This is a genomic window from Trujillonella humicola (assembly GCF_046233715.1).
GTDB classification, from domain to species: domain Bacteria; phylum Actinomycetota; class Actinomycetes; order Mycobacteriales; family Geodermatophilaceae; genus Trujillonella; species Trujillonella humicola.
In genome coordinates, this window is the sequence record NZ_JBJNRJ010000016.1 from 67,225 (window position 1) to 91,438 (window position 24,214).

Below are 24,214 nucleotides of genomic sequence, written 5' to 3' on the forward strand. Positions count from 1 at the left end.
TCGTGCGCCGTCTCCTCGCGGGAACCCTGGCCTCGGTCGCGTTCACCGGCACCTTCCTGGTGCTGCCGGTGTACGCGGACCCGGCACCCGAGGCGGTGCCCGTCGAGGCCTCGACGGAGGAGATCGCGCTCGGCTCGGCCGCGGACCCCGCGCCCGCCGCCGAGGTGCAGCAGGGGACGACCGAGCCGGTCGCCGGGGTGGGCGCGCAGGCGCCGGCGCTGACCGTCAGCCGGACCGGCGTCGCCGAGTTCTCCATGGTGGGCGTCCACTGGGCCTACGACCCCGCCGTCACCGACACGGTCGTCCAGATCCGGGTGCAGGACGCGGGCGGCGCGTGGGGCGAGTGGACCGAGGTCGGCGTCGAGGACGCCGCACCCGACGCCGACGGCGAGGTGCCCGCGGGGTGGCGTGGCTCGGCGGCCCCGCTGTGGACCGGGCCGAGCACCGGTGTCGAGGTGGAGCTCGTGACCCGCTCGGGCGCCGCGCCCACCGACGTGCAGCTCACCCTGGTCGACCCCGGCACGAGCCCGGCCGACGGCGCCTTGGGCGCGCCGGAGATCCAGGACACCGCGGACGCCGCGATGGCCATGCCCGACGTCTACTCGCGCGCGCAGTGGGGCGCCGACGAGTCCAAGCGCACCTGGGCGCCGGAGTACGCACCGACGATCAAGGCGGCCACGCTCCACCACACGGCCAGCTCGAACACCTACACGGCCGACCAGGTGCCGGCCATCCTGCGCGGCTTCTACCAGCTGCACGCCGTCACCAACGGGTGGGGGGACATCGGCTACAACGTGCTGGTCGACAAGTTCGGCCGCCGGTGGGAGGGCCGCTCCGGCGGCCTCGCCAGCACCGTGGTCGGCGCGCACGCCGGCGGCTTCAACACCGGGACGTTCGGCGTCTCGATGATCGGGAACTACGACACCGCCGCCACGCCGCAGGTCATGGTCGACTCGGTCGCGGCGATCATCGCGTGGAAGTTCTCGCTGTACGGCGTCGACCCGCGGGGGACGACGACCCTCACCTCGGGCGGCGGCACGACCGTCCGCTACGCCCGGGGGACGACGGTCACCCTGCCGACGATCTTCGGGCACCGGGACACGGGGCTCACGGCGTGCCCCGGCCAGTACGGCTACGCCCGCCTGCCGGAGATCCGCGACAAGGTGGCGGCGGCGCTGTCGAACGTCGAGACGATCAGCACGCGCTACGCCGCCGACGCCGGGTTGCGGGCGGTGCTCGGCGCCCCGGTGGGCTCCCAGCAGTCGTCGGGCCTGATGCGCTGGCAGGCCTACCAGCACGGCTACCTGGTCGACTCGCCGGCGGGCGGGGTCCGCTACGTCAAGGGCGCGATCCTGGCGCGCTGGCTGGCCGGTGACGCGCGGACCGTCCTGGGCGCCCCGACGACCGACGAGATCTGCCTGGCCGGCGGCTGCCTCAACCTGTTCGAGCGGGGCGGCATCTACTGGACCCCGCAGGGCGGCACCACGCTGGTCAAGGGCGCCATCTTCGACCGGTACCGCGTCGCGGGCGGTCCGAGCGGCTCGCTGGGCTGGCCGACCTCCGAGGAGATCTGCGGGCCCGGCGGCTGCTCCGTCGCGTTCACCGGCGGGGAGATCGCCTGGTCGCCCCCCGGTGGGGCGCGGCTGGTCCGCGGGGCGATCCGCGAGCGATGGCAGGCGCTGGGCCACGCCGGCGGCGTCCTGGGGTGGCCGACCGGTGACGAGACCTGCGTGTCGGGCGGCTGCTTCAGCTACTTCACCGGCGGCGCCCTGTCGTGGACGCCGTCGACCGGGACCGGGCTGACCAAGGGCGCGATCGCGCAGCGGTGGCGGCAGCTCGGTGGTGCCACCGGCTCCCTGGGCCTGGCCCTGGGCGACGAGCAGTGCGTGGCCGGCGGCTGCCTGAGCCGGTTCACCGGCGGCGTGGTGTCGTGGTCGCCGGTGCACGGCACCCACTGGATCGGTGCGGACCTCCTGCCGGCGGTCGAGCGGGCCGGCGGCGTGTCCGCCCTGGGGCTGCTGACCAGCGACCCGGTGACGCTGCGCGGCGGGGGCTTCGTGGCGCTGGAGCGCGGCTCGGTCTACTGGTCGCCGGCCACCGGGGCGCGGGTGGTCAAGGGGGCCATCCGCGACCGCTGGGGCCAGGAGGGCTGGGAGCACGGCTACCTCGGCTACCCGGTGACGGACGAGACCTGCGTGCCCGGCGGCTGCTCGGTGCGGTTCCAGGGCGGCTCGATCTCCTGGTCGCCGGCCGGCGGCACCCAGGTGGTCAAGGGCGCCATCCTCGAGCGCTGGCTCGCCCTCGGCGGCGAGACCGGCCCGCTCGGCTTCCCGACGTCCAGCGAGGTCTGCGTCCCCGGCGGCTGCTCCACCACCTTCCAGCGCGGCTCCGTCCACTGGTCGCCGGCGTCGGGGACCCGGTGGATGGACGACCGCATGACGGCGGCCTACCAGCGGGCCGGCGGGCCGGCGGTGCTCGGCTTCCCCGTGGCCGACCAGCTGCCTCTGGACGCCGGGGCCTACGTCGTGCTCGCCCGCGGTGCGATCTACCGCACGACGGCGGGCGAGGCCTTCCTGGTCAAGGGCGCCATCCGCGAGCGGTGGGCGGCGCAGAACTGGGAGAACGGACCGCTGGGCTACCCGGTCAGCGACGAGGTCTGCGTGCCCGGCGGTTGCTTCAACCGGTTCCAGGGCGGTGCGGTCCTGTGGTCGCCGGCCGGCGGCGTCCGCGTCGTCACCGGTCCGTGGCTGGCCGCCTACGAGGCGGCCGGCGGCCCCGCCGGCGCCCTCGGCTTCCCCGTGTCGGACGTGCGGGGGAGCGGGGTCGGGGCCCGGCAGGACATGCAGCGCGGGCACCTGCTCATGACGGCCCCGAACCGGGTGGAGGTGCGCTGAGGGCCCGGACCGGCGGGGGCGTGACGGCGTCGTCCGGACCGGTCCGTCCCACGGGTCCCACGGGCCCCGGGACACCTCCTGCTTGACACTGCCCGGCCACTGCCCGCAGGTACCGTGCTCTGGTGAGTTCGGCAGCAGTGACCCCCACGCCCCTCGGGCGGGCGTTCCAGGACCTCCGCTTCGGTTGGCGGCAGCGCGAGCTCTGGGGTCACCTCGGCTGGCAGGACATCCGGCAGCGCTACCGCCGGTCGCTGCTAGGGCCGATCTGGATCTCGATCAGCATGGCCGTCACGGCCATCGCCCTGGGCATCCTCTACGCCGGCCTGTTCGGCAACCCGCTGGAGGAGCAGCTCCCCTACATCCTCGTCGGCTTCATCGTCTGGGGCTTCATCTCCGGGTGCGTCAACGAGGGCTCCGAGGTCTTCATCGCCAACGAGGGCCTGATCAAGCACCTGCCGTCGCCGATCAGCGTGCACGTCTACCGGCTGGTCTGGCGCCAGATGCTGTTCTTCGTGCACAACCTCGTCGTCTACGCGATCATGCTGATCGTCTTCCCGCAGCCCCTGACCTGGCGCAGCCTGGCGGCGATCCCCGCGTTCGCCCTCATCGTCCTCAACGGCGCGTGGGTCGCGATGCTGGGCGGCATCATCAGCACCCGCTTCCGCGACCTGACCCCGATCACCCAGAGCATCGTGCAGCTGATGTTCTTCATGACGCCGATCGTGTGGATCTACGACGACCTGCTCAACAGCCCCAACCCGGCGGTCGCCGAGCGGGCCCGGCTGGCGGAGTTCAACCCGTTCCTGCACTTCATCGAGATCATCCGCGCGCCCATGCTCGGGGCCGACCAGCACTGGCGGCACTGGGCCGTGGTCCTCGCGATCACCGTCGTCGGCTGGGGTCTCGCCCTGCTCGTCATGCGGCGCTACCGCGCCCGCGTGGCGTACTGGGTCTGACGGCCCCCGACCGGGCGCACCGAGAGAGGCACACCCCGTGGTCAGCATCACGACGCGCGACGCGTCGGTCGACTTCCCCATCTTCGACGCCAAGAGCCGCTCCCTGAAGAAGACGGTGCTGGGCGTCGTCGGCGGCAACATCGAGAGCGGCGCGAAGGTGCCGGTGATCCAGGCCCTGCGCGACGTCACCGTGGACCTGGACGAGGGCGCCCGCGTGGGGCTGGTCGGCCACAACGGCGCCGGCAAGTCCACGCTGCTGCGGCTGCTGGCCGGCATCTACGAGCCCACCTCCGGGACGGCCGTCGTCCACGGCAAGGTCGCCCCGGTCTTCGACCTCGGCGTCGGGATGGACCCGGAGATCTCCGGGTACGAGAACATCCTCATCCGGGGGCTGTTCCTCGGGATGACCCGCAAGCAGATGGAGAAGCGGGTCGACGACATCGCGGAGTTCACCGAGCTCGGCGACTTCCTCTCCATGCCGCTGCGCACCTACTCCACCGGCATGCGCGTGCGGCTGGCCCTGGGCGTGGTCACCAGCATCGACCCGGAGATCCTGCTGCTCGACGAGGGCATCGGCGCCGTCGACGCCGCGTTCCTGGAGAAGGCGCGCGACCGGCTCAGCGACCTGGTGTCCCGCGCCGGCCTGCTGGTCTTCGCCTCCCACTCCGACGAGTTCCTGCGCCGGCTGTGCACCAGCGCGATCTGGATGGAGCACGGGCGGGTGAAGCAGCAGGGGTCGCTCAAGGAGGTGCTGACCGCCTACAAGGGGCCCGAGGCCTGGCGTGAGAAGGGGTCCGGCGCCGCATGAGCGTCCCCGGCACCCGTCTGCCCGGCGAGCTGGTCGTCGCGGTCGTGGTCACCCGCCACCGCGACGAGCTGCTGCGGCAGAGCCTGGCCAGCGTGGCCGGGCAGAGCCGGCCGGTCGACACCGTCGTCGTCGTGGACAACGGGGCGTCGCCGGACACCGCCGCGGTCGTCGCCGCCTGCGCCGTCCCCACGGTGTACCTGCCCTCGCACGCCAACCTCGGCGGCGCCGGTGGTTTCGCGCTCGGCCTGCTGACGGCGCTCTCGCTCGGCGCGGACTGGGTGTGGTGCGCCGACGACGACGGGCGGCCGGAGGGACCCGAGGTCCTCGCGACCCTCCTCGAGGAGGCTCGGGCGCGCGACCTGGCCGAGGTGTCCCCGGCGGTCGTCGACGAGTCCGACCCCGGCCGGCTGGCCTTCCCCCTCCGCCGGGGGCTGCGCTGGCGCACGGCGGTGGGCGACTTCGGGCGGGAGGAGTTCCTGCCGTCCTACGCGTCGCTGTTCAACGGGGCGCTGTTCCGCGCGGATGCCTTCCGCTCGATCGGCGTCCCGGACCTGCGGCTGTTCATCCGCGGCGACGAGACGGAGATCCACCGCCGGCTGCTGCGCTCGGGCCTGCGGTTCGGCACGACGATGCGGGTCCGGTACCTGCACCCGCAGGGCGGGGACGAGTTCCTGCCCATCCTCGGCGGCCGGCTGTCGGCGCAGTACCCGCCGGACGAGGTGAAGCGCTTCTACGTGTACCGCAACCGCGGCTACCTGATGGCCCAGCCCGGCATGCGCTGGCTGTTCCCCCTGGAGCTCGTCCGCTTCGGGTGGTTCTTCCTCAGCCGCGGCGACGTCCGCGGGCTGCGGACGTGGCTGTCGCTCACCCGGGCCGGCCGCCGGGAGCGGTTCGCGGTGCCCGGCAGCGGGAGCTGACCCCGCGGACCCGGTCGCCGGGCCCACCTGACGCCAGGAGCCGGGAACCCCAGAGGGGTTCCCGGCTCCTGCCGTACGGGGGACCGTCAGAGGACGGTGCGCGGGAAGCGGGGCTGGGGGTCGAAGCGGATGCCCTCGAGCCACTTGCGGGCCAGCCGGCGGCGCAGCGACCACGGCACCCCGCCGCCGCGCAGGCCGCTGAACAGCCGCTGGGCGAAGCGCAGCGCCGCGAACGGGTCCTCGTGGTGCCACCGGTAGGAGGCCTCGTTGCGGACCCCGTACTCGAACTTCCACATGTTGCCGGCGTTGACGTCGCCGAAGTTCACGCCGCGGTTGACGCCGAGGTCGTGGGTCACGGTGCTGCCGAGCACCTGGACGCCGGGCCCGGCCTTGGTGACCCGCCGGGTGTACTCCTGGTCGTCGAACCAGATGAAGTACTCCGCCAGCGGCAGCCCGAACTGGGTGATCGCCCAGCGGGGGAACATGACCGAGACGAACGAGCACGAGTTCACGAGCACGGTCTGCTCGCCGCGCACCAGCAGCTTGCCCCAGTCCCAGGTGGGCTCGGGGTTGTTCATCTCGCAGATCTCGCCGTCGCTCCACCGGACCACCGAGCAGGCGAAGGGCAGGCGCAGGCCCATGCTCTCCTCGGCGCGGACGTGCCCGTCGACCAGGGTGCGCAGCGCGTCCTGGTCGGCGTAGCAGTCGTCGTCCATGATCCAGACGTAGTCCGCGCCGCGCTCGTAGGCCAGGCCCATGCCGTGCGCGAAGCCGCCGGCGCCGCCGGTGTTCTCGGTCAGCCGCTCGATGGAGACGGTCGGCCGCCCCTCGTAGGCGGCCAGCACCTCGGCGGTGGAGTCGGTGGAGGCGTTGTCCACGACGATGACCTGGTCGGCGGGGCGGTCCTGGGCCAGGACGTTCTCGATGACCTTGCCGAGCTTGTCGGCACGGTTGTAGGTGACGATGACCGCGGCGACGTTGGTCACGAGGCCCACCTCTCGTACAGGGCCCGGGTCCACTCCCGGGCGCGGGGCAGGGCGGCGAACGCGTCCACGCGCGCACGCTGGAGGGGGAGCAGCGCGGCGGCGCGCTGCGGGTCGTCGCAGAGTTCGACGACCACCCGCTCGGCCTCCCGGAGGAAGGCCAGCGGGGCGCGGGGGACCAGCAGGGGCTCGGGGACGACGGACGCCTGCGAGCCGACGTCGGCGCTGAGCACCAGCACCCCGTGCGCGTCGGCCTCGAAGGAGGTCAGCGTGACGCCCTCGTTGTCGGAGCTGATGACGAGGACGTCGGCCTCGCCGAGGGTGTCGGCGACCGGCCGGTCGGTGCCGCGCAGCTCGACGACGCCGGCCAGGCCCAGGCGGGCGTGGTCGGCGCGGACCTCGGCGGCGAGCTCGCCGTCGCCGTGCATGACGAACCGCACGCGGTCGCCCAGCCGGCCGTGCAGCCGGGCCGCGAGGCGCAGGTACAGGTAGGGCCGCTTCTGCTGGGTGAACCGGCCGACGAAGGCCACCGTCAGCGGCCGGCCGGGCGCGCGCTTGGGCGTGGCCGGGGCCCGGTCGGCGCCCGGGTCGACCGTGAGGTCGGCCAGCGTCGCCAGCGTGACCTTCTCGCGGGACAGCCCCTGCCGGTCGACGAGGTAGTCGCGCAGCTGCGGGGAGATGACGTGGTGCGCGTCCATCACGTTGGACAGGCGCAGCGCGATGTCGACGAAGCCGCCGGTCCGCCACTCCAGCACGTGCAGCGAGTCCACCAGCGACGTGCCGGGGTAGTGCGCCCGGATCCAGGGCAGCCGGTTGTACAGCCAGGTGCAGTGGTGCACGTGGACGCCGCGGACGTCGAAGCGGCGGAACAGCTCGCTGAGCAGGCGCGACTCCTGCTCGCCGGTCATCGGGTGGGACAGCGGGATGACCAGGGCGTCGTCGAACACGGGCCGGGTGATGTCCGGGTGACCCGACGGCCGGTCGGAGATCACGATCGGCACCAGACCGGCGGCCCGGGCCATGGCGATCGTCTCGGCGGCCCACTTCTCCGCGCCGCCGAGCTCCAGCCAGTGCAGGCCGAAGATTACCGCGCGCGGGCTGCCCTCGGCCGATCCGGTCCCGCGGGTCTGGGAGCGCCCCACGCGGGGGATGGGCCGGGAGAGCCGGCGGTTCTCCAGCCGGTCGGTGCGCCGCTGCCGGAGCACGTCGAAGGCCACCGGGACGCGGGCGCGCACCGCGCTGCGGACCTCGTGGATCCGGCCCGGCGGGCGCTCCAGGCGCATCAGCGACGCGGGCGGGCCGCCGAGGTCCACCACCACGTCGACCGCGGCCGCCTCCGACACCGGGGTGCCGGTGGCCTGCGCCTCGATCGTCCCGACGACGGTGCGGTCGTCGGCCCACTCGATGCGGCTGGTGTGCTGGTCGGTCAGCGAGGGCGCGTGCGGACCGTCGGTCCGCAGCACCGTGATCCGGACGCGCTGCCCCGGCCGCACCAGGGTGTGGTAGGCCATCGCCCCCTCGAGCAGGCGGATCTCGCGCGGCGAGAGCCCGGAGAACCAGTCCGGCTCCTCGACGAGCTCGTACACCTTCACGGCGGTCACCGGGCCACCTCCGGGCGGCGGTGCGGTGCTGCCGCGGGGCGGGTGGTCGTGGCCATCAGTCCTCCAGGCGCCCGTCGAGCGACTCGCCGGAGTCGAAGAACGGGCGGATGCGGTTGTCGAACATGCTCAGCGCCGACCCGATGGCCATGTGCATGTCGAGGTACTTGTAGGTGCCCAGCCGGCCGCCGAACAGCACTCGCTTCTCGGCGGCCTCCTTCGTGGCCAGCTCCCGGTAGCGCTCCAGCTTGGCGCGGTCCTCCGGGGTGTTGATCGGGTAGTACGGCTCGTCGCCGGGCTCGGCGAAGCGGGAGTACTCGCGGACGACGACGGTCTTGTCCGACGGGTACTGCCGCTCGGGGTGGAAGTGCCGGAACTCGTGGATCCGGGTGTAGGGCACGTCCTCGTCGGCGTAGTTCATGACCGGCGTCCCCTGGAAGTCGCCGATGGGGAGCACCTCGGTCTCGAAGTCCAGGGTCCGCCAGCCCAGCTCGCCGGCCTCGTAGCCGAAGTACTTGTCGATGGGGCCGGTGAACACCGTCGGCACGTCGGCGGGCAGGTCGTCGCGGACGTCGAAGTAGTCGGTGGACAGCCGCACCTCGATGTTCGGGTGGTCGGCCATCCGCTCCAGCCAGGCCGTGTAGCCGTCGACCGGCAGGCCCTCGTAGGTGTCGTTGAAGTACCGGTTGTCGAAGGTGTAGCGGACCGGCAGCCGGGCGATCACCGCCGCGGGCAGCTCGGTGGGGTCGGTCTGCCACTGCTTCTTGGTGTACCCGCGGACGAAGGCCTCGTAGAGGGGGCGCCCGATCAGCGAGACCGCCTTCTCCTCGAGGTTGCTCGCGTTCGCGGTGTCGATCTCGCCGGCCTGCTCGGCCACCAGCGCCCGGGCCTCGTCGGGGGTGAAGCTCTTGCCGAAGTACTGGCACAGCGTCAGCAGGTTCATCGGGAACGAGTAGGTCTGCCCGGCGTAGGTCGTGAAGACCTTGTGCTGGTAGCCGGTGAACTCGGTGAACTGGTTGACGTAGCGCCAGACCCGCTCGTTGGAGGTGTGGAACAGGTGCGCGCCGTAGACGTGCACCTCGATGCCGGTCTCCGGTTCGGGCGCCGAGTAGGCGTTCCCGCCGATGTGGTCGCGGCGGTCGATGACGAGCACCCGCTTGTCCAGCTGGGTGGCGACCCGCTCGGCGACGGTGAGACCGAAGAAGCCGGATCCGACGACGACGAGGTCCGGCGGTGCTGAAGTCACGCTTGGCGACTGTACCGGCGCGGCGGGTGCCCCGAGGACGCTCGCGGGGGTGTGCCGCGAGGTTTGGGACGGGACCGTCCCTCTCGTCCCACCGGCCACAGCGCGGACCCCGGGGACCGCGCCGGCGGGCTCCCGGCGCGGGGTCAGGACGACGCCGGGCGCAGCGCGGCGACGACCCAGGTGCCCACGGTCGTGGTCTCGAACGCCGGGTCGCCGAACACCGTCACGGGCAGCCGGATCTCCCAGCCGGTCGAGCCGCCGCGGGACGGGATGTAGTCGGTGGACGCGTACCGGACGCTGTCCGGGTCGTCGGCCACCCGCTGCAGCACGAAGACGGCGGGCGCACCGGGCTCGGCCCGCAGCGCCGGCACGACGCGGTCCGCGGGCAGCCCGGCCAGGCCCTCCAGGAAGGCCCGCCGCTCGGCGTAGCGGCCCAGGGGGTTGGCGTAGAGGGCCCACCACTGCTGGTACCCGTGCAGCGCGGTCGTCGCCAGCAGCGGCACGTTGTCGGTGAGCACCGGCCCGGGCTCGGGCTGCCCCGCGGCCTCGGCGACCCGCCGGGCGGCGTCCTCCAGGTCCTGCAGCGACGGCTCGCCCTCGGCCTCCGCCCGGGACTCGGGGCTGGCCAGCCGGGGGAAGGAGCCGTCGGGGTAGCGGGTCTCCATGGCCAGCCGGCGCAGCTCCGCCTCGGTGTCCTCGCGCAGCGTCCACTCGCGGGCGTGCCCGCCCATGCCGAGGACGAGCAGGACGGTCAGGGCGGCGACGGCCACCCGGTGCGGCCGCCGGAGGACGCCGGCCGCCGCGGCGGCCAGCCGGCCGCGCAGCCGCGGGTACACGGCGTGCAGGGCCAGCGTCCCGGCGGCCAGGAGCGTGATCCCGAGGATCAGCAGCAGCCGGTGGAAGAGGACGCCGCGACCGGCCTGGCCGAGCACCGCCTGGGCGAGGCCGAGCACACCGACCGTGCCGGCGAGCACCACGAGGCCGCGCATCCGGCGGTGCACCGAGGCGTCGACGGCGATCAGCGCCACCGCGCCGGCCAGCGCGAGGACCAGCCAGGGGGAGGCGGCGACGTCGACGAGCCGGACGTAGGAGTCGTCGGGATCGACGAAGGTCAGCGCGTCGGTGGTGGGCCGGCCCGCGGCGAACCACTCGACGAGGAACGGTCCCAGCCACGGGGAGACCAGGAGCAGGGCGGTCGCGCCGGCGGCGGCCAGCTCGGCCGGCCGGCGCCCCCTCCGCCGCGCGAGGCAGACGACCGCCACGGCGAGGGCGAGCACCGCCGCGTAGAGCAGGTAGAGCCAGGCGGCCACGCCGACGGCCAGGCCCAGCACGGCACCGCGGCGCAGGCTCGAGCCGCCCCGGGTGGCGGCGTACCAGACCAGGAGGGCGGGGAGGGGCAGGGCGACCAGCCACGCGTAGGGCTCGTAGGCGCCGGCGAACAGCAGGGTCTGGTCCCACAGCCACGGCTGGTCGTGCGAGGGCAGGCCGATGACCGTCGCGACGAGCAGGGCGGCGGACAGGCGGGTGCCGCAGGTGCGCCGCCAGAGCGCGAACGCCACGACCGCGGCCAGGTACAGGGTCACGACGGCGGCCCACTTGTAGACCCGCCAGGCCTCCGTGCCCGTCACCCGGGCCGCCAGCCCGACCAGCCAGAACCAGCCGGGGGAGTAGAAGGCAGGGGCGCCGGCGTAGGTGTAGTCGGCCAGGGCGGGGTCGTCGGCGAGGCGGGCCGCGTACTCCAGCCGGAACGTCTGGTCGCCCTGGACGCCCGAGAAGAACCAGTCCGTGCCGTGCAGGGAGATCAGCGTGAGCGCCGGCAGCAGGCCGGCGACGAGCGCGGCGGCGGTGTGGTGGGCCAGCGCGCTCGTCCGGGTGAGGAGGAGGGCGAGCACCGGCCCGGCGACGAGCACGAGCACCGACACCTGGTACTGCGAGCGCAGGTCGCTGCCCGGCGGCAGGAGGGAGTAGGCGGCGGCCAGCCCCAGCGGGAGCAGCACCCACGGGAGGAGGGGGGCGCGCCGGCTCTCCAGCAGCCGGTGCCGGCGGCGCCGCGGCGGGGTCGCCTCCCCGGCGCCGGCCGCGGTGGTCGTGCCTTCCTCGGCGGCGGTCCCGTCCGCGGCGGTGCCGTCGTCCACCGGCCGGGCGGCCGCGCGTGCCGGGCCGGTCGCGTCCACGTCGACCATCTCCCTCCTCCGCGCGTCCTCCGGGGCCGGCCGGACGGGGGGAAGCCTCCCACGCGGTCCTCCCGGGCCCGCCGCCTCGCCGATCCGGGCGCGGTGCGTTCCCCGCGGTGGGCGGGCGGATACGTTCCACGCATGGACACCGCGGAGCACCCGGGGCCGCTGCGCGTCGTCGCGGTCACCTACTCCCCGGGGCAGTCCCTCGAGGGCTTCGTGGTGTCCCTGGCCACCGCCACCGGCCGGCCGACCGACGTCGTGCTGGCCGACAACGGTTCGACCGACGGCGCGCCGGAGGCCGCCGCGGCCGCCCACCGGCACGTGCGGCTGCTGCGCACCGGCGGGAACGTCGGCTACGGCGCGGCGGTCAACGCCGGCCTGGCCGGGCTGACCGACGGGTACGCGCTGGTCGCCAACCCCGACGTCCGGTTCGAGCCGGGGTCGGTCGACGAGCTGCTGGCCGCGGCGCAGCGCTGGCCGCGCGCGGCGACCCTCGGCCCGGCCATCCGCACCCCGGAGGGGCAGCTGTACCCCTCGGCGCGCGACCTGCCGCGGCTGTCGACCGGCATCGGGCACGCCGCGCTGGGCTGGGCCTGGCCGGGCAACCCGTGGACCGCCCGCTACCGGCGCGAGCGCGAGGCGCCGCGGGAGCGGCCGGCCGGCTGGCTGTCGGGCTCCTGCCTGCTCGTCGACGTCGCGGCCTTCCGCTCGGTCGGCGGCTTCGACCCCGGCTACTTCATGTACTTCGAGGACGTCGACCTCGCCGAGCGGCTGGGCCGCCGCGGCTGGCTGCACGTCTACGTGCCGTCGGCCGTCGTCGTCCACGAGGGCGGGCACGCCACCGGCCGGGAGCCGCACCGCATGGCCCGGGTGCACCACACCAGCGCGCTGCGCTACCTCTCCCACCGGCACCCCGGCCGGCGCAACGCCCCGCTGCGGGCGGGGCTGCGGGCCGGGCTCGGCGCCCGGATGCTCGTCTCCTACGTCAGCGGACGGGTCGCCGCCGGTGCGCCGTTCCAGCGCCGGGCCGAGGGCGTCGGGCGCGCCGCCCGCGTGCCGGGCGCGGCGAAGCTCGCTCGCGCCGGGCGGGGGGGAGGGGCCCGGTGAGGCACGCGGTGATCATGGCCGGCGGCTCGGGGACCCGGCTGTGGCCGCTGTCCCGGGCGCAGCGGCCCAAGCAGCTGCTGGACGTGGTGGCCGAGCCCGGCGGCGGCGCGCACAGCCTGCTGGCCGAGGCGTTCGGCCGGCTGGAGGCGGTGCTGCCCGCGGAGCGGATCTGGGTGTGCACGGCGGCCCGCTACGGCGAGCAGGTGCGCGCGGCGCTGCCGCGGCTGGGTGCCGACCGGCTCGTGCTCGAGCCGGTCGCGCGGGACACCGCCAACGCCGTGGGGCTGACCGCGGCGCTGGTGGCCGACGTCGACCCCGACGCCGAGCTGGCGGTGGTCAGCGCCGACCACGTGATCCGCCCGGTGGAGCGGTTCGCCGACGTGCTGCGCACCGCCTACGACGCGCTGGCCTCCCGGCCGCGCTCGCTGGTGACCCTCGGCATCCGCCCGACCTCGCCGGCCACCGGCTTCGGGTACGTGCGCCGCGGCGGGCCGACCGAGGTCCCCGGTGTGGCCGAGGCGGCCGAGTTCGTGGAGAAGCCGGACCGGGCCACCGCGGAGTCCTACCTGGCGTCGGGCGAGTACCTCTGGAACTCGGGCATGTTCGTCTGGCGGGCGCGCACCGTGCTGGACGCCCTCGCCGACCACCTGCCCGACAGCGCCGCGGGACTGGCCCGGGTGGTGGCCGCCCCGGCGGGCTCGCAGCGGGACGCCGTCCTCGCCGAGGTCTTCCCGACCCTCCCGAGGATCAGCGTCGACTACGCCGTCCTGGAGCCCGCGGCCCGGGAGCCCGGCCGGGTCCTGGTCGCCGACCTCGACGTCGACTGGCTCGACGTCGGCTCGTGGCCGGCGCTGGCGCAGACGTTGGAGACGGTGGGGGGCAACGCCGTCCGCGGGCCGGCGGTCACCCTCGACTCGGCGGGCAACATCGTGTTCAGCGACGACCCGGAGCACCTGGTCGCCCTGGTCGGCGTCCGCGACAGCGTGGTGGTGCACACCGCCGACGTCACCATGGTCTGCCCGGTGGGCGAGGCCGAGCGGGTCAAGCAGCTGCTCGCGGAGGTCGAGGCCCGCTACGCCGGCCGCTTCGGCTGACGACGGACCCGCTCGACCCCCGCCGGCCGCGGGCCCGCGGCCGGGCGCCGCGAGGGGGCCTTAGCCTCGGGGGCATGAAGAGCTCCGTGGTCGCCGAAGCCGCCGCCGTCGTCTCCGGAGGGGCCTCGGGCCTGGGAGCCGCCACCGTCCGCGCGCTCGCCGCCCGCGGCGCCGCGGTGACCGTCCTGGACCTCAACGCCGAGGCCGGCGAGGCGCTGGCCGCGGAGCTCGGCGGGCACACGACGTTCGTCCGCACCGACGTCACCGACGAGGCCAGCGTCGAGGCCGCGATCGCCGAGGCCACGGGCAAGGACCGCCCGCTGCGCGTCGCCGTCAACTGCGCCGGGATCGGCTGGGCCGAGCGGACGGTCAACCGCGACGGCTCCCCGCACGGGCTGCCGCAGTTCACGCAGACGGTGATGGTCAACCTGGTCGGCACCTTCAACGTGCTCCGGCTGGCCGCCGCCGCGATGGCGCGGACCGAACCGGGGGAGGACGGCGAGCGCGGCGTCGTCGTCAACACCGCCTCGATCGCGGCCTACGACGGCCAGATCGGCCAGATCGCCTACGCGGCGTCCAAGGGTGGCATCGTGGGGCTGACCCTGCCGGCGGCGCGGGACCTGTCCAGCGTCGGCGTCCGGGTCTGCACGATCGCGCCGGGGCTGGTCGACACGCCGCTGCTGGGCAGCCTCCCCGAGGAGGCCCGCACGGCGCTGGCGGCGGGCATCCCGTTCCCGCGGCGGCTGGGCCGGCCCGACGACTTCGCCGAGCTGGCCCTGGCGATCGTGGAGCACGGCTACCTGAACGGAGAGGTGATCCGGATGGACGGCGCGCTGCGCATGGCCCCCCGCTGACCCACCGGCACACCCGCGAGGCGAGCACCGCTTCCCCGTCACCCCGGAGCACGCCCTGAGCACCACCACCCTCACACCGAGCGCGACCGCGCCGGCCTTCGAGTCGGCGTTCCGGCCGGACTGGCCGCTCGACGTCCGCCGCACGCTGGCCGTGCACCTGCGCGGGACGGGCGACCCGACCCTGCGCTTCGCCGCCGACGGCATCTGGCGGGTGACCACCACCCCCTGCGGGCCGGCGACGGTACGCATCACGCAGGTGGACGGCCAGGTGCGGGTCGCGGCGTGGGGCCCGGGCGCGGCCTGGGCCGGCAGCCGGGTGCCGGAGTGGCTGGGCGCCGCCGACGACCCGGCCGCGCTCGACTGCGCCGGCCACCCGCTGGTCGCGCGGCTGCAGCGCACCACCCCGTGGCTGCGGCTGGGCCGCACGCAGCGCACGTGGGACTGCCTGGTCCCGGCCGTCCTCGAGCAGAAGGTGACCACCACCGAGGCGCACCGGGTCTGGCGGGCGCTGCTGCGGCTGGCGGGGGAGGCCGCGCCGGGGCCCGCGCCGGAGGGCATGCGGGTGCCGCCGTCACCCCGCCGGCTGCTCGAGGTGACCGACTGGGAGTGGCACCGCTGCGGCCTCGACGGTGCCCGCCGCCGCGCGCTGCGCGCGGTCACCTCGGTCGCGGCGCGGATGGAGCCGCCGGAGGCGCTCGACTCCGCCGACCTGCAGCGCCGGCTGAGGACCGTGCCCGGCATCGGCGTGTGGACGGCGGCCGAGGTCGTGCAGCGGGTGTTCGGCTGCCCCGACACCGTCAGCTACGGCGACTACCACCTGAAGAACCAGGTCGGCTTCGCGCTCACCGGCGCCGCCCGCACCGACGACGACGCGATGATGGCCCTGCTGGAACCCTGGCGGGGGCAGCGGCACCGGGTGGTGCGGCTGCTGCTGGTCAACGGGGTGGCGCGGGCTCCGCGCTTCGGCCCGCGCAACGCGCCGACCGACCACCGCCGGATCTAGCAGGCCCCCCTCGCCCCCCGCTCGCTCAGCTCGGGGCGGGCCCCTGCGAGGGGGCCGGGCGGGGCCTCACCCGGGCCCGGTCCGCCGAAATGGCCACTTCGGTGGTCCGGCGGTCCGCCGGAATGGCCACTTCGGTGGTCCGGTGGTCCGGGCTCACCGGGGCTTGGCGAGCAGGCCCAGGAGGTAGGCGCCGTAGCCGCTCTTGGCCAGCGGCTCGGCGATCGCCTGCAGGTCGGAGTCGGACAGCCAGCCCTGCCGCCAGGCGACCTCCTCGATGCAGCCGATCTTCAGGCCCTGGCGCTCCTCGACGACGGAGACGAACTCGGTGGCCTGCCGCAGCGAGGCGAAGGTCCCGGTGTCCAGCCACGCGGTGCCGCGGTCGAGCACGGTGACGGTCAGCCGGCCCTGCTGCAGGTAGTGCTCGTTGACGGCGGTGATCTCCAGCTCGCCGCGGGCGCTGGGGGTGATGCCCCGGGCGACCTCGACGACCGACGACTCGTAGAAGTACAGCCCGGGAACGGCGTAGGAGCTCTTCGGCGTGGCCGGCTTCTCCTCGATGGAGAGCACCCGCCCCGCGCCGTCGAACTCGACCACGCCGTAGTCGGCCGGATTGGCCACGTGGTAGGCGAAGACGTGCCCGCCGTCGGGGTCGGGCAGCCGGCCCAGCGCGGTGCCCAGGCCGGCGCCGTAGAAGATGTTGTCGCCCAGGACCAGGGCCACCGACTCGTCGCCGACGAAGTCCGCGCCGATGAGGAACGCCTGGGCCAGCCCCTCGGGGCGTTCCTGGACGGCGTACTCGATGCGCATGCCCAGCCGGACGCCGTCCCCGAGCAGCGCCCGGAACGCGGCCTGGTCGCCGGGGGTGGTGATGACCAGCACCTCGCGGACGCCGGCCATCATCAGCGTCGAGAGCGGGTAGTACACCATCGGCTTGTCGTAGACCGGCATGAGCTGCTTGCTCACGGCCTGCGTGATGGGGAACAGGCGGCTGCCCGTGCCCCCGGCCAGGATGATCCCGCGCATGGGCGGGGACGTTACCGAGTCCGCCCAGGTCAGGCGTGGTCCGAGCCCAGCCACAACCTCCCGACGAGTGAGGTGCCGCCGGCGGTGGCCACCGGCTCCCACCGGGTGGCCCAGCCCTCGGCGTGCAGCTGCACGAGCACCGCGCCGAGGACCGCGCCGAGGTTGAGCGCGGCGGTGACGGTGGCGCGCTCGGGCAGGTGGACGTCGACCACGCCGTCGTCCTCCCCGCCGTAGCGCAGCACCACCGGGAACTCGGGCAGGGCGGCGACGGCGACGCGGAAGGCCTCGGCGACGGCGTCGAGGTGGTCCGGGCGCGGGACGACGTGGGCGGCGGGGGCGCGGCCGGCCACGACGTCGCGGGTGCCGTAGCGGAACAGGTCACCGGGGCCCAGGCGGACCAGCGGCCGGGTGCCGGTGTCGGTCTCCGGCCGGTCGGCGGGCCAGCCGCGGACCACGGCGACGGGGAGCCCGGCGAGCTTGCCCTTGACCAGGTCGGCGGCGGCGGCCAGTTCGTCGACGACGGCGACCTGGGTCGTCTCCAGCCGGTTGCCGTGGGCGTCGACGGCGCCGCGGAAGTCGGCGAGGGGGCGGATCCCGGCGGCGCCGACGGCGACGTCGGTCAGCCCCTCCCGCCAGGTGCGGCCGAAGGTGTCACTGACGATGACGGCCACGTCGACGTCCAGCAGCTCGGCCAGGCGGGCGCGCAGGGCGCGGGCGGAGGCGTCGGCGTCCTCGGGGAGCAGGACCAGGGCGTCGCCGGCGACGTTGGAGGCGTCGATGCCCGCCGCGGCCACCACCCAGCCGTGCCGGGTCTCCACGATGCGCAGCGGACCGCGACGGGCGACCACCCGCACGGTCTCGCCGTCGATCGCGCGCTGGCGGGCGGCCTCGCGGTCCTCCCCGGGGGCCACCGGCACGAGCCGGCCCTCGACCTTGGCCACGACCTTGGAGGTGACGACGACGACGTCGCCGTCGGCCAGCCAGGGCGCGGCGGCGGCGATCGCGGCGCCGAGGTCGTCCCCGGGGGTGAACTCGGGCAGCCCGGGGACCGCGTGCACGGAGATGCCGGCGGGTGGCCCCTCCGCAGGGGCCCGCCGCGGGCTCGCGAGCGGTGGGGGGCGGAGGGGTCCTTCCTCAGGCACCGGCGGCGTCCAGGGCGGCGCGGGCCAGCGCGGCCGTCGCGTCGGGGTCGGACATGAGCAGCGGCACCTGCCGCACGTCGACGCCGGGCACGTCGGCGTCGTCGTCGGGCGCGACCAGCCAGGCGTCGAGCAGGCCGTTGTCGGCGCGGGCGCCGTAGTGCCGGCCGACGCCCTCGGCGGTGACCTCGACGCCGACCACGGGCAGGCACTTGTCCGCCATGCCGCGCACCGGGCCGCCACCGACGATGGGGGAGATCCCGACGACCCTCCCCGGTGCGGCCAGCAGGGCCTCGCGCATCCCCGGGACCCCGAGCACCGTGCCGATGGAGACCACCGGGTTCGACGGCGCGAGCAGCACCGCGTCCGCCCGCGCGAAGGCCTCCGCCACGCCCGGCGCGGGACGGGCGGCGTCCACCCCGACCTGGACGAAGCCGGTGGCGGGCAGCTGCGCGCGGTGGCGGACCCACCACTCCTGGAAGTGGATCGCCGCTGGTCGCCCGGACTCCGGGTCGGTGACCAGGACGTGGGTCTCCACCCGCTGGTCGCTCATCGGGAGCAGCTCCACTCCGGGCTGCCAGCGGTCGGCCAGGGCCGCGGTGACCTGCGACAGGGGGTAGCCGGCGTCCAGCATCCGGGTGCGGATCAGGTGGGTGGCCAGGTCGCGATCGCCGAGGCCGAACCAGGTCGGCTCGGCCCCGTAGGCGGCCAGCTCGTCCTTGACCCGCCAGGTCTCCTCGGCCAGACCCCAGCCGCGCTCGGGGTCGATGCCGCCGCCGAGGGTGTACATCACGGTGTCGAGGTCCGGGCAGATGCGCATGCCGTGCAGCGTCACGTCGTCGCCGGTGTTGACCACGGCAGTGATCCGTGACCCCCGCGTGACGTCCTTGAGTCCGGTGAGGAACCGGGCGCCACCGATGCCACCGGCGAGAACGACGATCTCCACGAAAGTCATCGTGCCTCATCGGCACTTGTCGCCTTTTCGCCCGGCGTGTCGTGGCGCAGAACGAGAACTGACGAAGGATCTGTGACGAGTGGGGCTCCTGTGGTCATTTGATTACACCATGCGAAGTTGACGGTCACCCAACGACACGCGTGTAATTCCCGCGGTGTCATCGAGGTCCGAACCCGGGAACGTCCCGCCGGTTCCGCCTCGTGACGAGAGCGAGAGGGGACGCATCGTCATGGCAGAGGTGTCGTGGTTGAGCGACTACGTGAGCGCGTCCGAGCGGTCGGCCGACCGGGGCACCGTCGCCTCGACCCCCGCCTTCGGGAGCCTGCTGGGGCTCGGGGAGGACGACGCCCAGTCGTGGCAGGAGCGGGCGCTGTGCGCCGAGACCGACCCGGAGGCGTTCTTCCCGGAGAAGGGCGGCTCCACGCGGGAGGCGAAGAAGATCTGCACCGGCTGCGAGGTCAAGGCCGAGTGCCTGGAGTACGCGCTGGCCAACGACGAGCGGTTCGGCATCTGGGGCGGCCTGTCCGAGCGTGAGCGCCGGCGCCTGCGCCGCCGCGCGGTCTGAAGAAGGACCCCGTCCTCCTCGCGCCTCGCGAGCTCGGCGCGAGCCTCTGGACGGGGCCACCGGCGAGAGCTCACGCAGCCGTCGATGCGATCCGCATCGGCGGCTGTGGTCGTATGGGGCCCGTGCAGACGCGGGTGGTGAGCGGCCGCGAGCACGTCGTCCGCGAGATCCGGGCGGCCGCGCCGCTCATGTCCGCGCTGCGGGCGCCGGTTTCCGCGCGAGCGCCCTGGCTGACCGCGGTCCTCAACGTCCGGCCGCGGGCCGGCCGGCCCGTCGCGGTGGTGGTCGAACGGGCGCCGGGCGCCCGGCCGGACGGGCTGGCCCTGCTGTCGGTCCGGCGCCGCGGCGCCGCAGGCGCGATCGAGCTGCTGGGCGAGGTGGCCGGCCCGGTGCCGCCGGGCCGGCCACCCGCCCGGCTGCTCGCCCGGGACGACGACGTGGCCGCCCGGCTCGCCGCCGGGGTGCTGGCGCTCACGGCAGGTGGGGGCACTCCGTGGACCGTGTCGCTCACCGGCCTGCCGATGGGCGACCCGACGCTGCGCGCCCTCGGTGAGCTGCGCGCGGACGCGGCCTTCGCCACCGTCCGCTCCCACCGGCTGGTGGACCGGCTGGACGCCCTCGGCGGGCCGGTCGCGCGCAGCCGCGACCCGCGGGAGGTGGAGCGGTGGCTGCCCGTCCTGCTCGCTGCGCAGCCCGAGCCGGCCGGGCGCCGACTGCTGCGCGCCACGGCCCGGTTGCACGCGGCCATCGGCCAGGTCGAGGTGGCGGTCGCGCCGGGCGGCGGCTCCGCGCGGGCGGTCCTGCTGACCGTCGTCGACGGATCCGACCGGCACCCGTGGGTGGCCGGCGGGGACCCGTCGGCTGTCGGCCTCGAGATGGGGGCGCCGAGCACGTCGTTGCGGCTGGCGGCCGGCTGGTTCAGCCGCCCCGTCGCACCGCGCTGAGCCCCGGGTCGTCCAGCGACTCCGCGCGGCCGAGCCCGAGGAACAGCGTCCCCTCGGCCGGCGCCCACCGGTCGTCGCCGGCGGCGGCGTGCCGTCCGGCGGCGGCCACGGTGACGGTGAGCTCGTACACCCGGCCGGTGTAGACCGGCACGCTGCCCGCCGGGCGGGTGTACGTCGGGAACCGTCCGGTCAGCCGCAGCCGCCCGTCCTCCACCGTGGTCCGGAGGGCGGGGGAGGGCAGGTCGGCGTACTCCACGGGGCCGGGCGTGCAGCCGGCGGCCGCCGGGTCCGGCGGGGCGTCGGCGGACAGGCAGTTCCAGGTGGGCAGCCGGACGTGGGCCAGCGCCGTCCCGTCGGTGCGGCGGGTCACACCGACCGCGGGGACGGTGACCGTGGCACCGACCGCGCGGGGCTCCAGGACCAGCGGCTCGAAGACCAGCCGGGCCGCCCAGCCGCCGTCGTCGAGGGGGACCGACAGCATCGCGAGCGTCCCCGCCCCGCGCTCGCCCGGCAGCGGGTCGTCCGGGACGGTGGGCAGCGGGGGCACCGGCGGGTCGGAGGTCACCGGTGCGGGCGGCCCGGCCGGAGGAGCGGCCGGGCCGCTGCCCTCGCCGTCGTCGTCCGCCACCGACTCGACGCCGGCCAGCAGTGCGAGCACCGCGATCAGCGCCAGCGCGGCGGCGGCGAGGGCGAGCAGCACCCGGCCCGCGGCCCGGTCGCCCTCGGTGTCGCCGTCGCCGTCGCCGGCGGGTGCGGTGCGGGACGGCGCGGGCCGGCCCTGCGGTGGCGCGGCGCCCGGTGTGCCGGGCGGAGCGGCGCGGAAGGACGGGAGGTCGTCGTCCGGGAACGTCGGCAGTGGCGGAGCGGGAGCCGGTTCCGGCGCCGGGGCGGCCGGCCGGCGACGGGCGAGCGGGGCGGCGAGCAGCCCGGCCAGCAGGAGCAGGACGACGCCCAGCACTCCTGCCACGGCGGCGTCCATCGCCGCTCAGCATCTCAGGACCGCCGGCCGGCTCCGCCCGCCGAGGTCCCGGAGCGGCTCCACGGGCGGCCCTGTCGCCCATCCCTCCGAGCGGCCGGGCGCGGCGGCTGCGACGATCCGGGCATGGTCGGGAACGGGGCCGGCGCCACCGACGGCGCTCTGCGCGAACGGCTGGAGGCGCTGCTCGGCGAGCTGGGTGTGGCCTCGCCGCCGACGAGCGTGGCCGACCACGGTGCACGGCTGGGCACGGTGACCGGGGTGCTGCCCGACCGGGTCCTCGACCTGGCGGTCACCGAGAGCGGGCGGCGGCGGCTGCGGGCCGAGCTGCGGGGCCGGCGCTGGGCGGAGGAGCGGGGAATCGGGGTCCCCGAGGTGCTGGCCGCGGCCGACGACGGGCGCTGGCTGCTGTCCCGCCGCCTGCACCCGGCGCCGTCGGGCGGCCCGCAGTGGACGGAGGCCGCTGTCGCCGCCGCCGTCCGCATCGCACCGCTGCCGGCGCCTCAGGGACGACCGTGGCAGCCGCCGGCCGGGCGCGGGCTGGGCCGGGTGCGCGGCACGGTGCAGGACGCCGGGCGGCTCGTGCGGGCGGGGGTGCGGCTGACCGAGCTGCGCGCCGTCCGGGTCGCCGCCGCCCAGCTGCCGCTGTCGGAGGTGACCCACGGTGACTTCTGCGCGGCCAACGCCGTCCTCGATGCCGAGCGCGGGCTCGTGGTGCTCGAGTGGACGGGGGTCCGCGCGGGGCCGCGGCACCGGGACCTGCTGACGCTGTGGGCGTCGACCCCCGGTGCGGAGGACCGGGAGCGGATCGCCGACACGGTGCTCGACCGCACGGCCGGCTGGGAGGGCCCCGACGTCGGCCTGCTGTGGCATGCCGTCGCCCTCGAGCAGCTGGTCGGGCGGGTGACCGGCTCGGGCCGGTCCGAGGGGCCGGACCTCGCCGCCGCCCGCAGTCGGCTCAGCGAGGCGCGGTCGCGCGCGGCCGAGCTGGGCAGCCCGGTCGCCGGCTGAGTCATCCGGTGGGGTCGATCTCCTCGGGATCGCGCCCCAGCAGCACGGCGACCTGGTCGACGACCACGTCGCGGACCAGGTCGGCGAGGTCGTCGCGGTCGTGCGCGCGGATCTCCAGCGGACGGCGGTAGACGACGATCCGCGCCGGCACCTCGCGGCCGCCGTCGCGGTGCGCCGGCAGCACGCGGGCGAGCGGCACGCTGCCGTCGTCGAGGACGTCGGCGTCGAGGACCACCTCGTCGGGGCTGGTGTGCTCGACCCAGGGCACGTCCTCGACGGCGAACTCCACGCCGGCCAGCTCCCGCTCCCAGCGGCGCTCCAGGTCCTCCACGGCGTCGAGCACGAGGTCGTCGAACTGCTCGGCCCGGCTGCGGGAGAGGGGGACCTCGCCGGGGACCAGCCGCCCGCGGAGTCCTCGGCCGTGCCGGTCACGGCGGGACCGCGACGGTCGGTGGGGAGGACGGGTCATGGCGACAGGAGGGTACGACTCAGCGGGGCAGCCGGCGCCACAGCACGCGGGGAGCGATGCGCATCAGCGCCGACAGCCAGCGCAGCGAGGCCGGCACCCAGACGATCTCCCGATCACGGGCCAGCGCGGCGACGACCGCGTCGGCGACGGTGTCCGGCGTGCTGGAGAGGGGTGCCGGCGCCATCCCGGCGGTCATCCGGCCGATGACGAATCCCGGGCGGACGAGCAGCAGTCGCACACCGGTGCCGGCGAGGGCATCGGAGAGGCCGCTCGCGAAGCCGTCGAGCCCGGCCTTCGCCGAGCCGTAGACGTAGTTGGCGCGGCGGACCCGCACGCCGGCCACGGAGGAGAAGACGACGAGCCGGCCCCGTCCCGCTTCCCGGTAGCGGCGGGCCAGCAGGGTGAGCACGTGCACCTGGGCGACGTAGTCGGTGTGGACCACGGCCACCGCTGCGGCCGGGTCCTGCTCGGCGGTGGCCTGGTCGCCCAGCACCCCGAAGGCCACGAGCGTGGTGCCGGGCAGCCCGTGCCGGCGCTCCACGTCTGCGAGGACGCTCTCGTGGCCGGTCAGGTCGTCGGCGTCGAACTCGACGCAGTCCACCCTGGTGGCGCCGGCGGCGCGCAGCAGCCGGACCTCGTCGGCGAGGTCGTCGGCGCGGCGGGCGGCCAGCACGACGTGCCGTGATCCGGCCGCGACCAGGCGCCGCGCGACGGCCAGTCCGATCTCGCTGCGGCCCCCGAGGACCAGGATCGGGTCGCTGCCGGTGCCCATGGGGTCCATCGTGCAGGATGTGGCTCCTGCACCCGTCACCGGAGAAACCCGGTGCGCCTGCTCCCATCCCCGCGGTCGCGCGTCTACTGTCAGCCCCGTGAGGAACCGGTGGTGAGGCAGTCACGTCGCTGCTCGCGCAGCGGTTGCGCGCAACCGGCAGCGGCGACCCTGACCTACGTGTACGCGGAGTCGACCGCGGTCGTGGGCCCGTTGGCGACCTTCTCGGAACCGCACAGCTACGACCTCTGCGAGTTCCACGCCGAGCGGCTGACCGTGCCACGCGGATGGGAGGTCGTCCGGCACGAGATCGACGTCGACGACGTCGGCCCGACCGGTGACGACCTGCTCGCTCTGGCCGACGCCGTGCGCGAGGCCGCCCGGCCCGAGCCCCCCCGCGACCCGGCCGACGACGGCCGCGGAACGCGCCGTGGTCACCTCCGGGTGCTACCCGACCTCAGCTGAGGCAGCCCGGGCGCGGCCCTGCCGTGCGCCGCTCCGCGTCACCGCCGGATCTCATCCGCGCCGGGACCAGACCGGCGTCCCCAGTTCTCTCCGGGCGGCTCCGCATCCTCTGCGTCGCGTCGCGTTCGCCGGCGTGCGCTCAGCGCCGGGCGACCCGGGGAGGCGTCGGGTCAGAAGGGTGCGGGTGGGTCGCCGGGGCGGGCCGGTCGTCCGCAGACGGCGAGCCGGATGCGTTCGCGGCGTTGGGTGGGGGTGAGGCGG

Annotated in this window: 22 protein-coding genes; 12 read left to right on the plus strand and 10 right to left on the minus strand. The window is 75.4% G+C overall.

What is annotated here, in order from left to right:
- The first annotated feature begins 2 nt into the window (after positions 1-2).
- The 4 genes from ACK586_RS10830 to glfT1 all read left to right on the plus strand — a co-directional run bounded on the left by ACK586_RS10830 (position 3) and on the right by glfT1 (position 5,575).
- Complete coding sequence (locus tag ACK586_RS10830) at positions 3-2,894, plus strand: N-acetylmuramoyl-L-alanine amidase (RefSeq protein ID WP_409330486.1); 2,892 nt, start codon at positions 3-5, stop codon at positions 2,892-2,894.
- A 122-nt stretch (positions 2,895-3,016) separates the two neighbouring features.
- Positions 3,017-3,850, plus strand: coding sequence for a galactan export ABC transporter permease subunit Wzm/RfbD (wzm, locus tag ACK586_RS10835; RefSeq protein WP_409330487.1), 834 nt, complete (start codon positions 3,017-3,019; stop codon positions 3,848-3,850).
- 37 nt (positions 3,851-3,887) lie between these two features.
- Positions 3,888-4,658 carry a galactan export ABC transporter ATP-binding subunit Wzt/RfbE gene (gene wzt, locus ACK586_RS10840; RefSeq protein WP_409330488.1) on the plus strand — a complete coding sequence of 257 codons (771 nt, stop codon included), beginning with the start codon at positions 3,888-3,890 and terminating at the stop codon, positions 4,656-4,658.
- Positions 4,655-5,575 (plus strand): galactofuranosyltransferase GlfT1, encoded by a 921-nt coding sequence (gene glfT1, locus ACK586_RS10845; protein ID WP_409330489.1) that lies wholly within the window; start codon positions 4,655-4,657, stop codon positions 5,573-5,575. The genes wzt and glfT1 overlap by 4 nt, the downstream gene beginning before the upstream one ends.
- Positions 5,576-5,661: 86 nt before the next feature.
- Here the strand turns inward: glfT1 and ACK586_RS10850 are convergent, their stop codons facing one another.
- From ACK586_RS10850 to ACK586_RS10865, 4 genes are all read right to left on the minus strand, one after another.
- On the minus strand, positions 5,662-6,561 hold the full coding sequence (locus ACK586_RS10850; RefSeq protein ID WP_409330490.1) for a glycosyltransferase family 2 protein: 900 nt from the start codon (positions 6,559-6,561) through the stop codon (positions 5,662-5,664).
- A complete protein-coding gene (locus ACK586_RS10855; RefSeq protein ID WP_409330491.1) occupies positions 6,558-8,159 on the minus strand; it encodes a glycosyltransferase in 1,602 nt (533 codons plus the stop codon). The genes ACK586_RS10850 and ACK586_RS10855 overlap by 4 nt, the downstream gene beginning before the upstream one ends.
- A gap of 55 nt (positions 8,160-8,214) precedes the next feature.
- Positions 8,215-9,402: a UDP-galactopyranose mutase gene (glf, locus tag ACK586_RS10860; RefSeq protein WP_409330492.1), complete on the minus strand. Its 1,188-nt coding sequence runs from the start codon at positions 9,400-9,402 to the stop codon at positions 8,215-8,217.
- Between the two features lie 143 nt (positions 9,403-9,545).
- A complete protein-coding gene (locus ACK586_RS10865) occupies positions 9,546-11,585 on the minus strand; it encodes an arabinofuranosyltransferase (protein ID WP_409330493.1) in 2,040 nt (679 codons plus the stop codon).
- 132 nt (positions 11,586-11,717) lie between these two features.
- Between ACK586_RS10865 and ACK586_RS10870 the strand changes: the two genes are divergently transcribed.
- The 4 genes from ACK586_RS10870 (at position 11,718) to ACK586_RS10885 (ending at position 15,637) form a co-directional block, all read left to right on the plus strand.
- Positions 11,718-12,686, plus strand: a complete 969-nt coding sequence (locus tag ACK586_RS10870; protein ID WP_409330494.1) for a glycosyltransferase family 2 protein — start codon at positions 11,718-11,720, stop codon at positions 12,684-12,686.
- Positions 12,683-13,780, plus strand: coding sequence for a mannose-1-phosphate guanylyltransferase (locus ACK586_RS10875; protein WP_409330495.1), 1,098 nt, complete (start codon positions 12,683-12,685; stop codon positions 13,778-13,780). The genes ACK586_RS10870 and ACK586_RS10875 overlap by 4 nt, the downstream gene beginning before the upstream one ends.
- Positions 13,781-13,854: 74 nt before the next feature.
- On the plus strand, positions 13,855-14,634 hold the full coding sequence (locus ACK586_RS10880) for an SDR family NAD(P)-dependent oxidoreductase (protein ID WP_409330496.1): 780 nt from the start codon (positions 13,855-13,857) through the stop codon (positions 14,632-14,634).
- Positions 14,635-14,785: 151 nt separating this feature from the next.
- Complete coding sequence (locus ACK586_RS10885; protein ID WP_409330497.1) at positions 14,786-15,637, plus strand: DNA-3-methyladenine glycosylase family protein; 852 nt, start codon at positions 14,786-14,788, stop codon at positions 15,635-15,637.
- A 153-nt stretch (positions 15,638-15,790) separates the two neighbouring features.
- Here ACK586_RS10885 and rfbA read toward each other — a convergent pair whose 3' ends face one another.
- Genes rfbA through cofD form a run of 3 tightly spaced genes read right to left on the minus strand, consistent with a single transcriptional unit; the run spans position 15,791 to position 18,745 of the window.
- The gene (gene rfbA, locus ACK586_RS10890; protein ID WP_409330498.1) at positions 15,791-16,660 is read right to left on the minus strand and encodes a glucose-1-phosphate thymidylyltransferase RfbA; all 870 of its coding nucleotides are present in this window, start codon (positions 16,658-16,660) and stop codon (positions 15,791-15,793) included.
- A gap of 29 nt (positions 16,661-16,689) precedes the next feature.
- The gene (locus tag ACK586_RS10895) at positions 16,690-17,802 is read right to left on the minus strand and encodes a coenzyme F420-0:L-glutamate ligase (RefSeq protein WP_409330499.1); all 1,113 of its coding nucleotides are present in this window, start codon (positions 17,800-17,802) and stop codon (positions 16,690-16,692) included.
- Complete coding sequence (cofD, locus tag ACK586_RS10900) at positions 17,795-18,745, minus strand: 2-phospho-L-lactate transferase (protein ID WP_409330500.1); 951 nt, start codon at positions 18,743-18,745, stop codon at positions 17,795-17,797. The genes ACK586_RS10895 and cofD overlap by 8 nt, the downstream gene beginning before the upstream one ends.
- Positions 18,746-18,983: 238 nt before the next feature.
- On the opposite strand from cofD, the gene ACK586_RS10905 reads away from it, so the two are divergent.
- Positions 18,984-19,319, plus strand: a complete 336-nt coding sequence (locus ACK586_RS10905; protein WP_425330376.1) for a WhiB family transcriptional regulator — start codon at positions 18,984-18,986, stop codon at positions 19,317-19,319.
- Positions 19,320-19,432: 113 nt separating this feature from the next.
- Complete coding sequence (locus tag ACK586_RS10910; protein WP_409330501.1) at positions 19,433-20,263, plus strand: GNAT family N-acetyltransferase; 831 nt, start codon at positions 19,433-19,435, stop codon at positions 20,261-20,263.
- Here ACK586_RS10910 and ACK586_RS10915 read toward each other — a convergent pair.
- Positions 20,238-21,242: a hypothetical protein gene (locus tag ACK586_RS10915; RefSeq protein ID WP_409330502.1), complete on the minus strand. Its 1,005-nt coding sequence runs from the start codon at positions 21,240-21,242 to the stop codon at positions 20,238-20,240. The genes ACK586_RS10910 and ACK586_RS10915 overlap by 26 nt on opposite strands.
- 123 nt (positions 21,243-21,365) lie before the next feature.
- On the opposite strand from ACK586_RS10915, the gene ACK586_RS10920 reads away from it, so the two are divergent.
- Positions 21,366-22,250 (plus strand): hypothetical protein, encoded by an 885-nt coding sequence (locus ACK586_RS10920; protein WP_409330503.1) that lies wholly within the window; start codon positions 21,366-21,368, stop codon positions 22,248-22,250.
- A gap of 1 nt (position 22,251) precedes the next feature.
- Here the strand turns inward: ACK586_RS10920 and ACK586_RS10925 are convergent, their stop codons facing one another.
- Entirely contained in the window at positions 22,252-22,719 is a 468-nt protein-coding gene (locus tag ACK586_RS10925; RefSeq protein WP_409330504.1) for a metallopeptidase family protein, read from the minus strand.
- 19 nt (positions 22,720-22,738) lie between these two features.
- Positions 22,739-23,491, minus strand: a complete 753-nt coding sequence (gene dprE2 / locus ACK586_RS10930; RefSeq protein WP_409330505.1) for a decaprenylphospho-beta-D-erythro-pentofuranosid-2-ulose 2-reductase — start codon at positions 23,489-23,491, stop codon at positions 22,739-22,741.
- A gap of 111 nt (positions 23,492-23,602) precedes the next feature.
- Between dprE2 and ACK586_RS10935 the strand changes: the two genes are divergently transcribed.
- The gene (locus ACK586_RS10935; RefSeq protein ID WP_223223002.1) at positions 23,603-23,953 is read left to right on the plus strand and encodes a DUF3499 domain-containing protein; all 351 of its coding nucleotides are present in this window, start codon (positions 23,603-23,605) and stop codon (positions 23,951-23,953) included.
- The last annotated feature ends 261 nt before the right edge of the window (positions 23,954-24,214 follow it).

Bases quoted from the DNA above. Each gene is read 5' to 3' on its own strand.
- glfT1 (WP_409330489.1), top strand. From the start codon at position 4,655: ATGAGCGTCCCCGGCACCCGTCTGCCCGGCGAGCTGGTCGTCGCGGTC.
- ACK586_RS10865 (WP_409330493.1), bottom strand. From the start codon at position 11,585: ATGGTCGACGTGGACGCGACCGGCCCGGCACGCGCGGCCGCCCGGCCG.
- ACK586_RS10870 (WP_409330494.1), top strand. From the start codon at position 11,718: ATGGACACCGCGGAGCACCCGGGGCCGCTGCGCGTCGTCGCGGTCACC.
- ACK586_RS10880 (WP_409330496.1), top strand. From the start codon at position 13,855: ATGAAGAGCTCCGTGGTCGCCGAAGCCGCCGCCGTCGTCTCCGGAGGG.
- rfbA (WP_409330498.1), bottom strand. From the start codon at position 16,660: ATGCGCGGGATCATCCTGGCCGGGGGCACGGGCAGCCGCCTGTTCCCC.
- ACK586_RS10905 (WP_425330376.1), top strand. From the start codon at position 18,984: ATGGCAGAGGTGTCGTGGTTGAGCGACTACGTGAGCGCGTCCGAGCGG.
- ACK586_RS10910 (WP_409330501.1), top strand. From the start codon at position 19,433: ATGGGGCCCGTGCAGACGCGGGTGGTGAGCGGCCGCGAGCACGTCGTC.
- ACK586_RS10915 (WP_409330502.1), bottom strand. From the start codon at position 21,242: ATGGACGCCGCCGTGGCAGGAGTGCTGGGCGTCGTCCTGCTCCTGCTG.
- ACK586_RS10920 (WP_409330503.1), top strand. From the start codon at position 21,366: ATGGTCGGGAACGGGGCCGGCGCCACCGACGGCGCTCTGCGCGAACGG.
- ACK586_RS10925 (WP_409330504.1), bottom strand. From the start codon at position 22,719: ATGACCCGTCCTCCCCACCGACCGTCGCGGTCCCGCCGTGACCGGCAC.
- dprE2 (WP_409330505.1), bottom strand. From the start codon at position 23,491: ATGGGCACCGGCAGCGACCCGATCCTGGTCCTCGGGGGCCGCAGCGAG.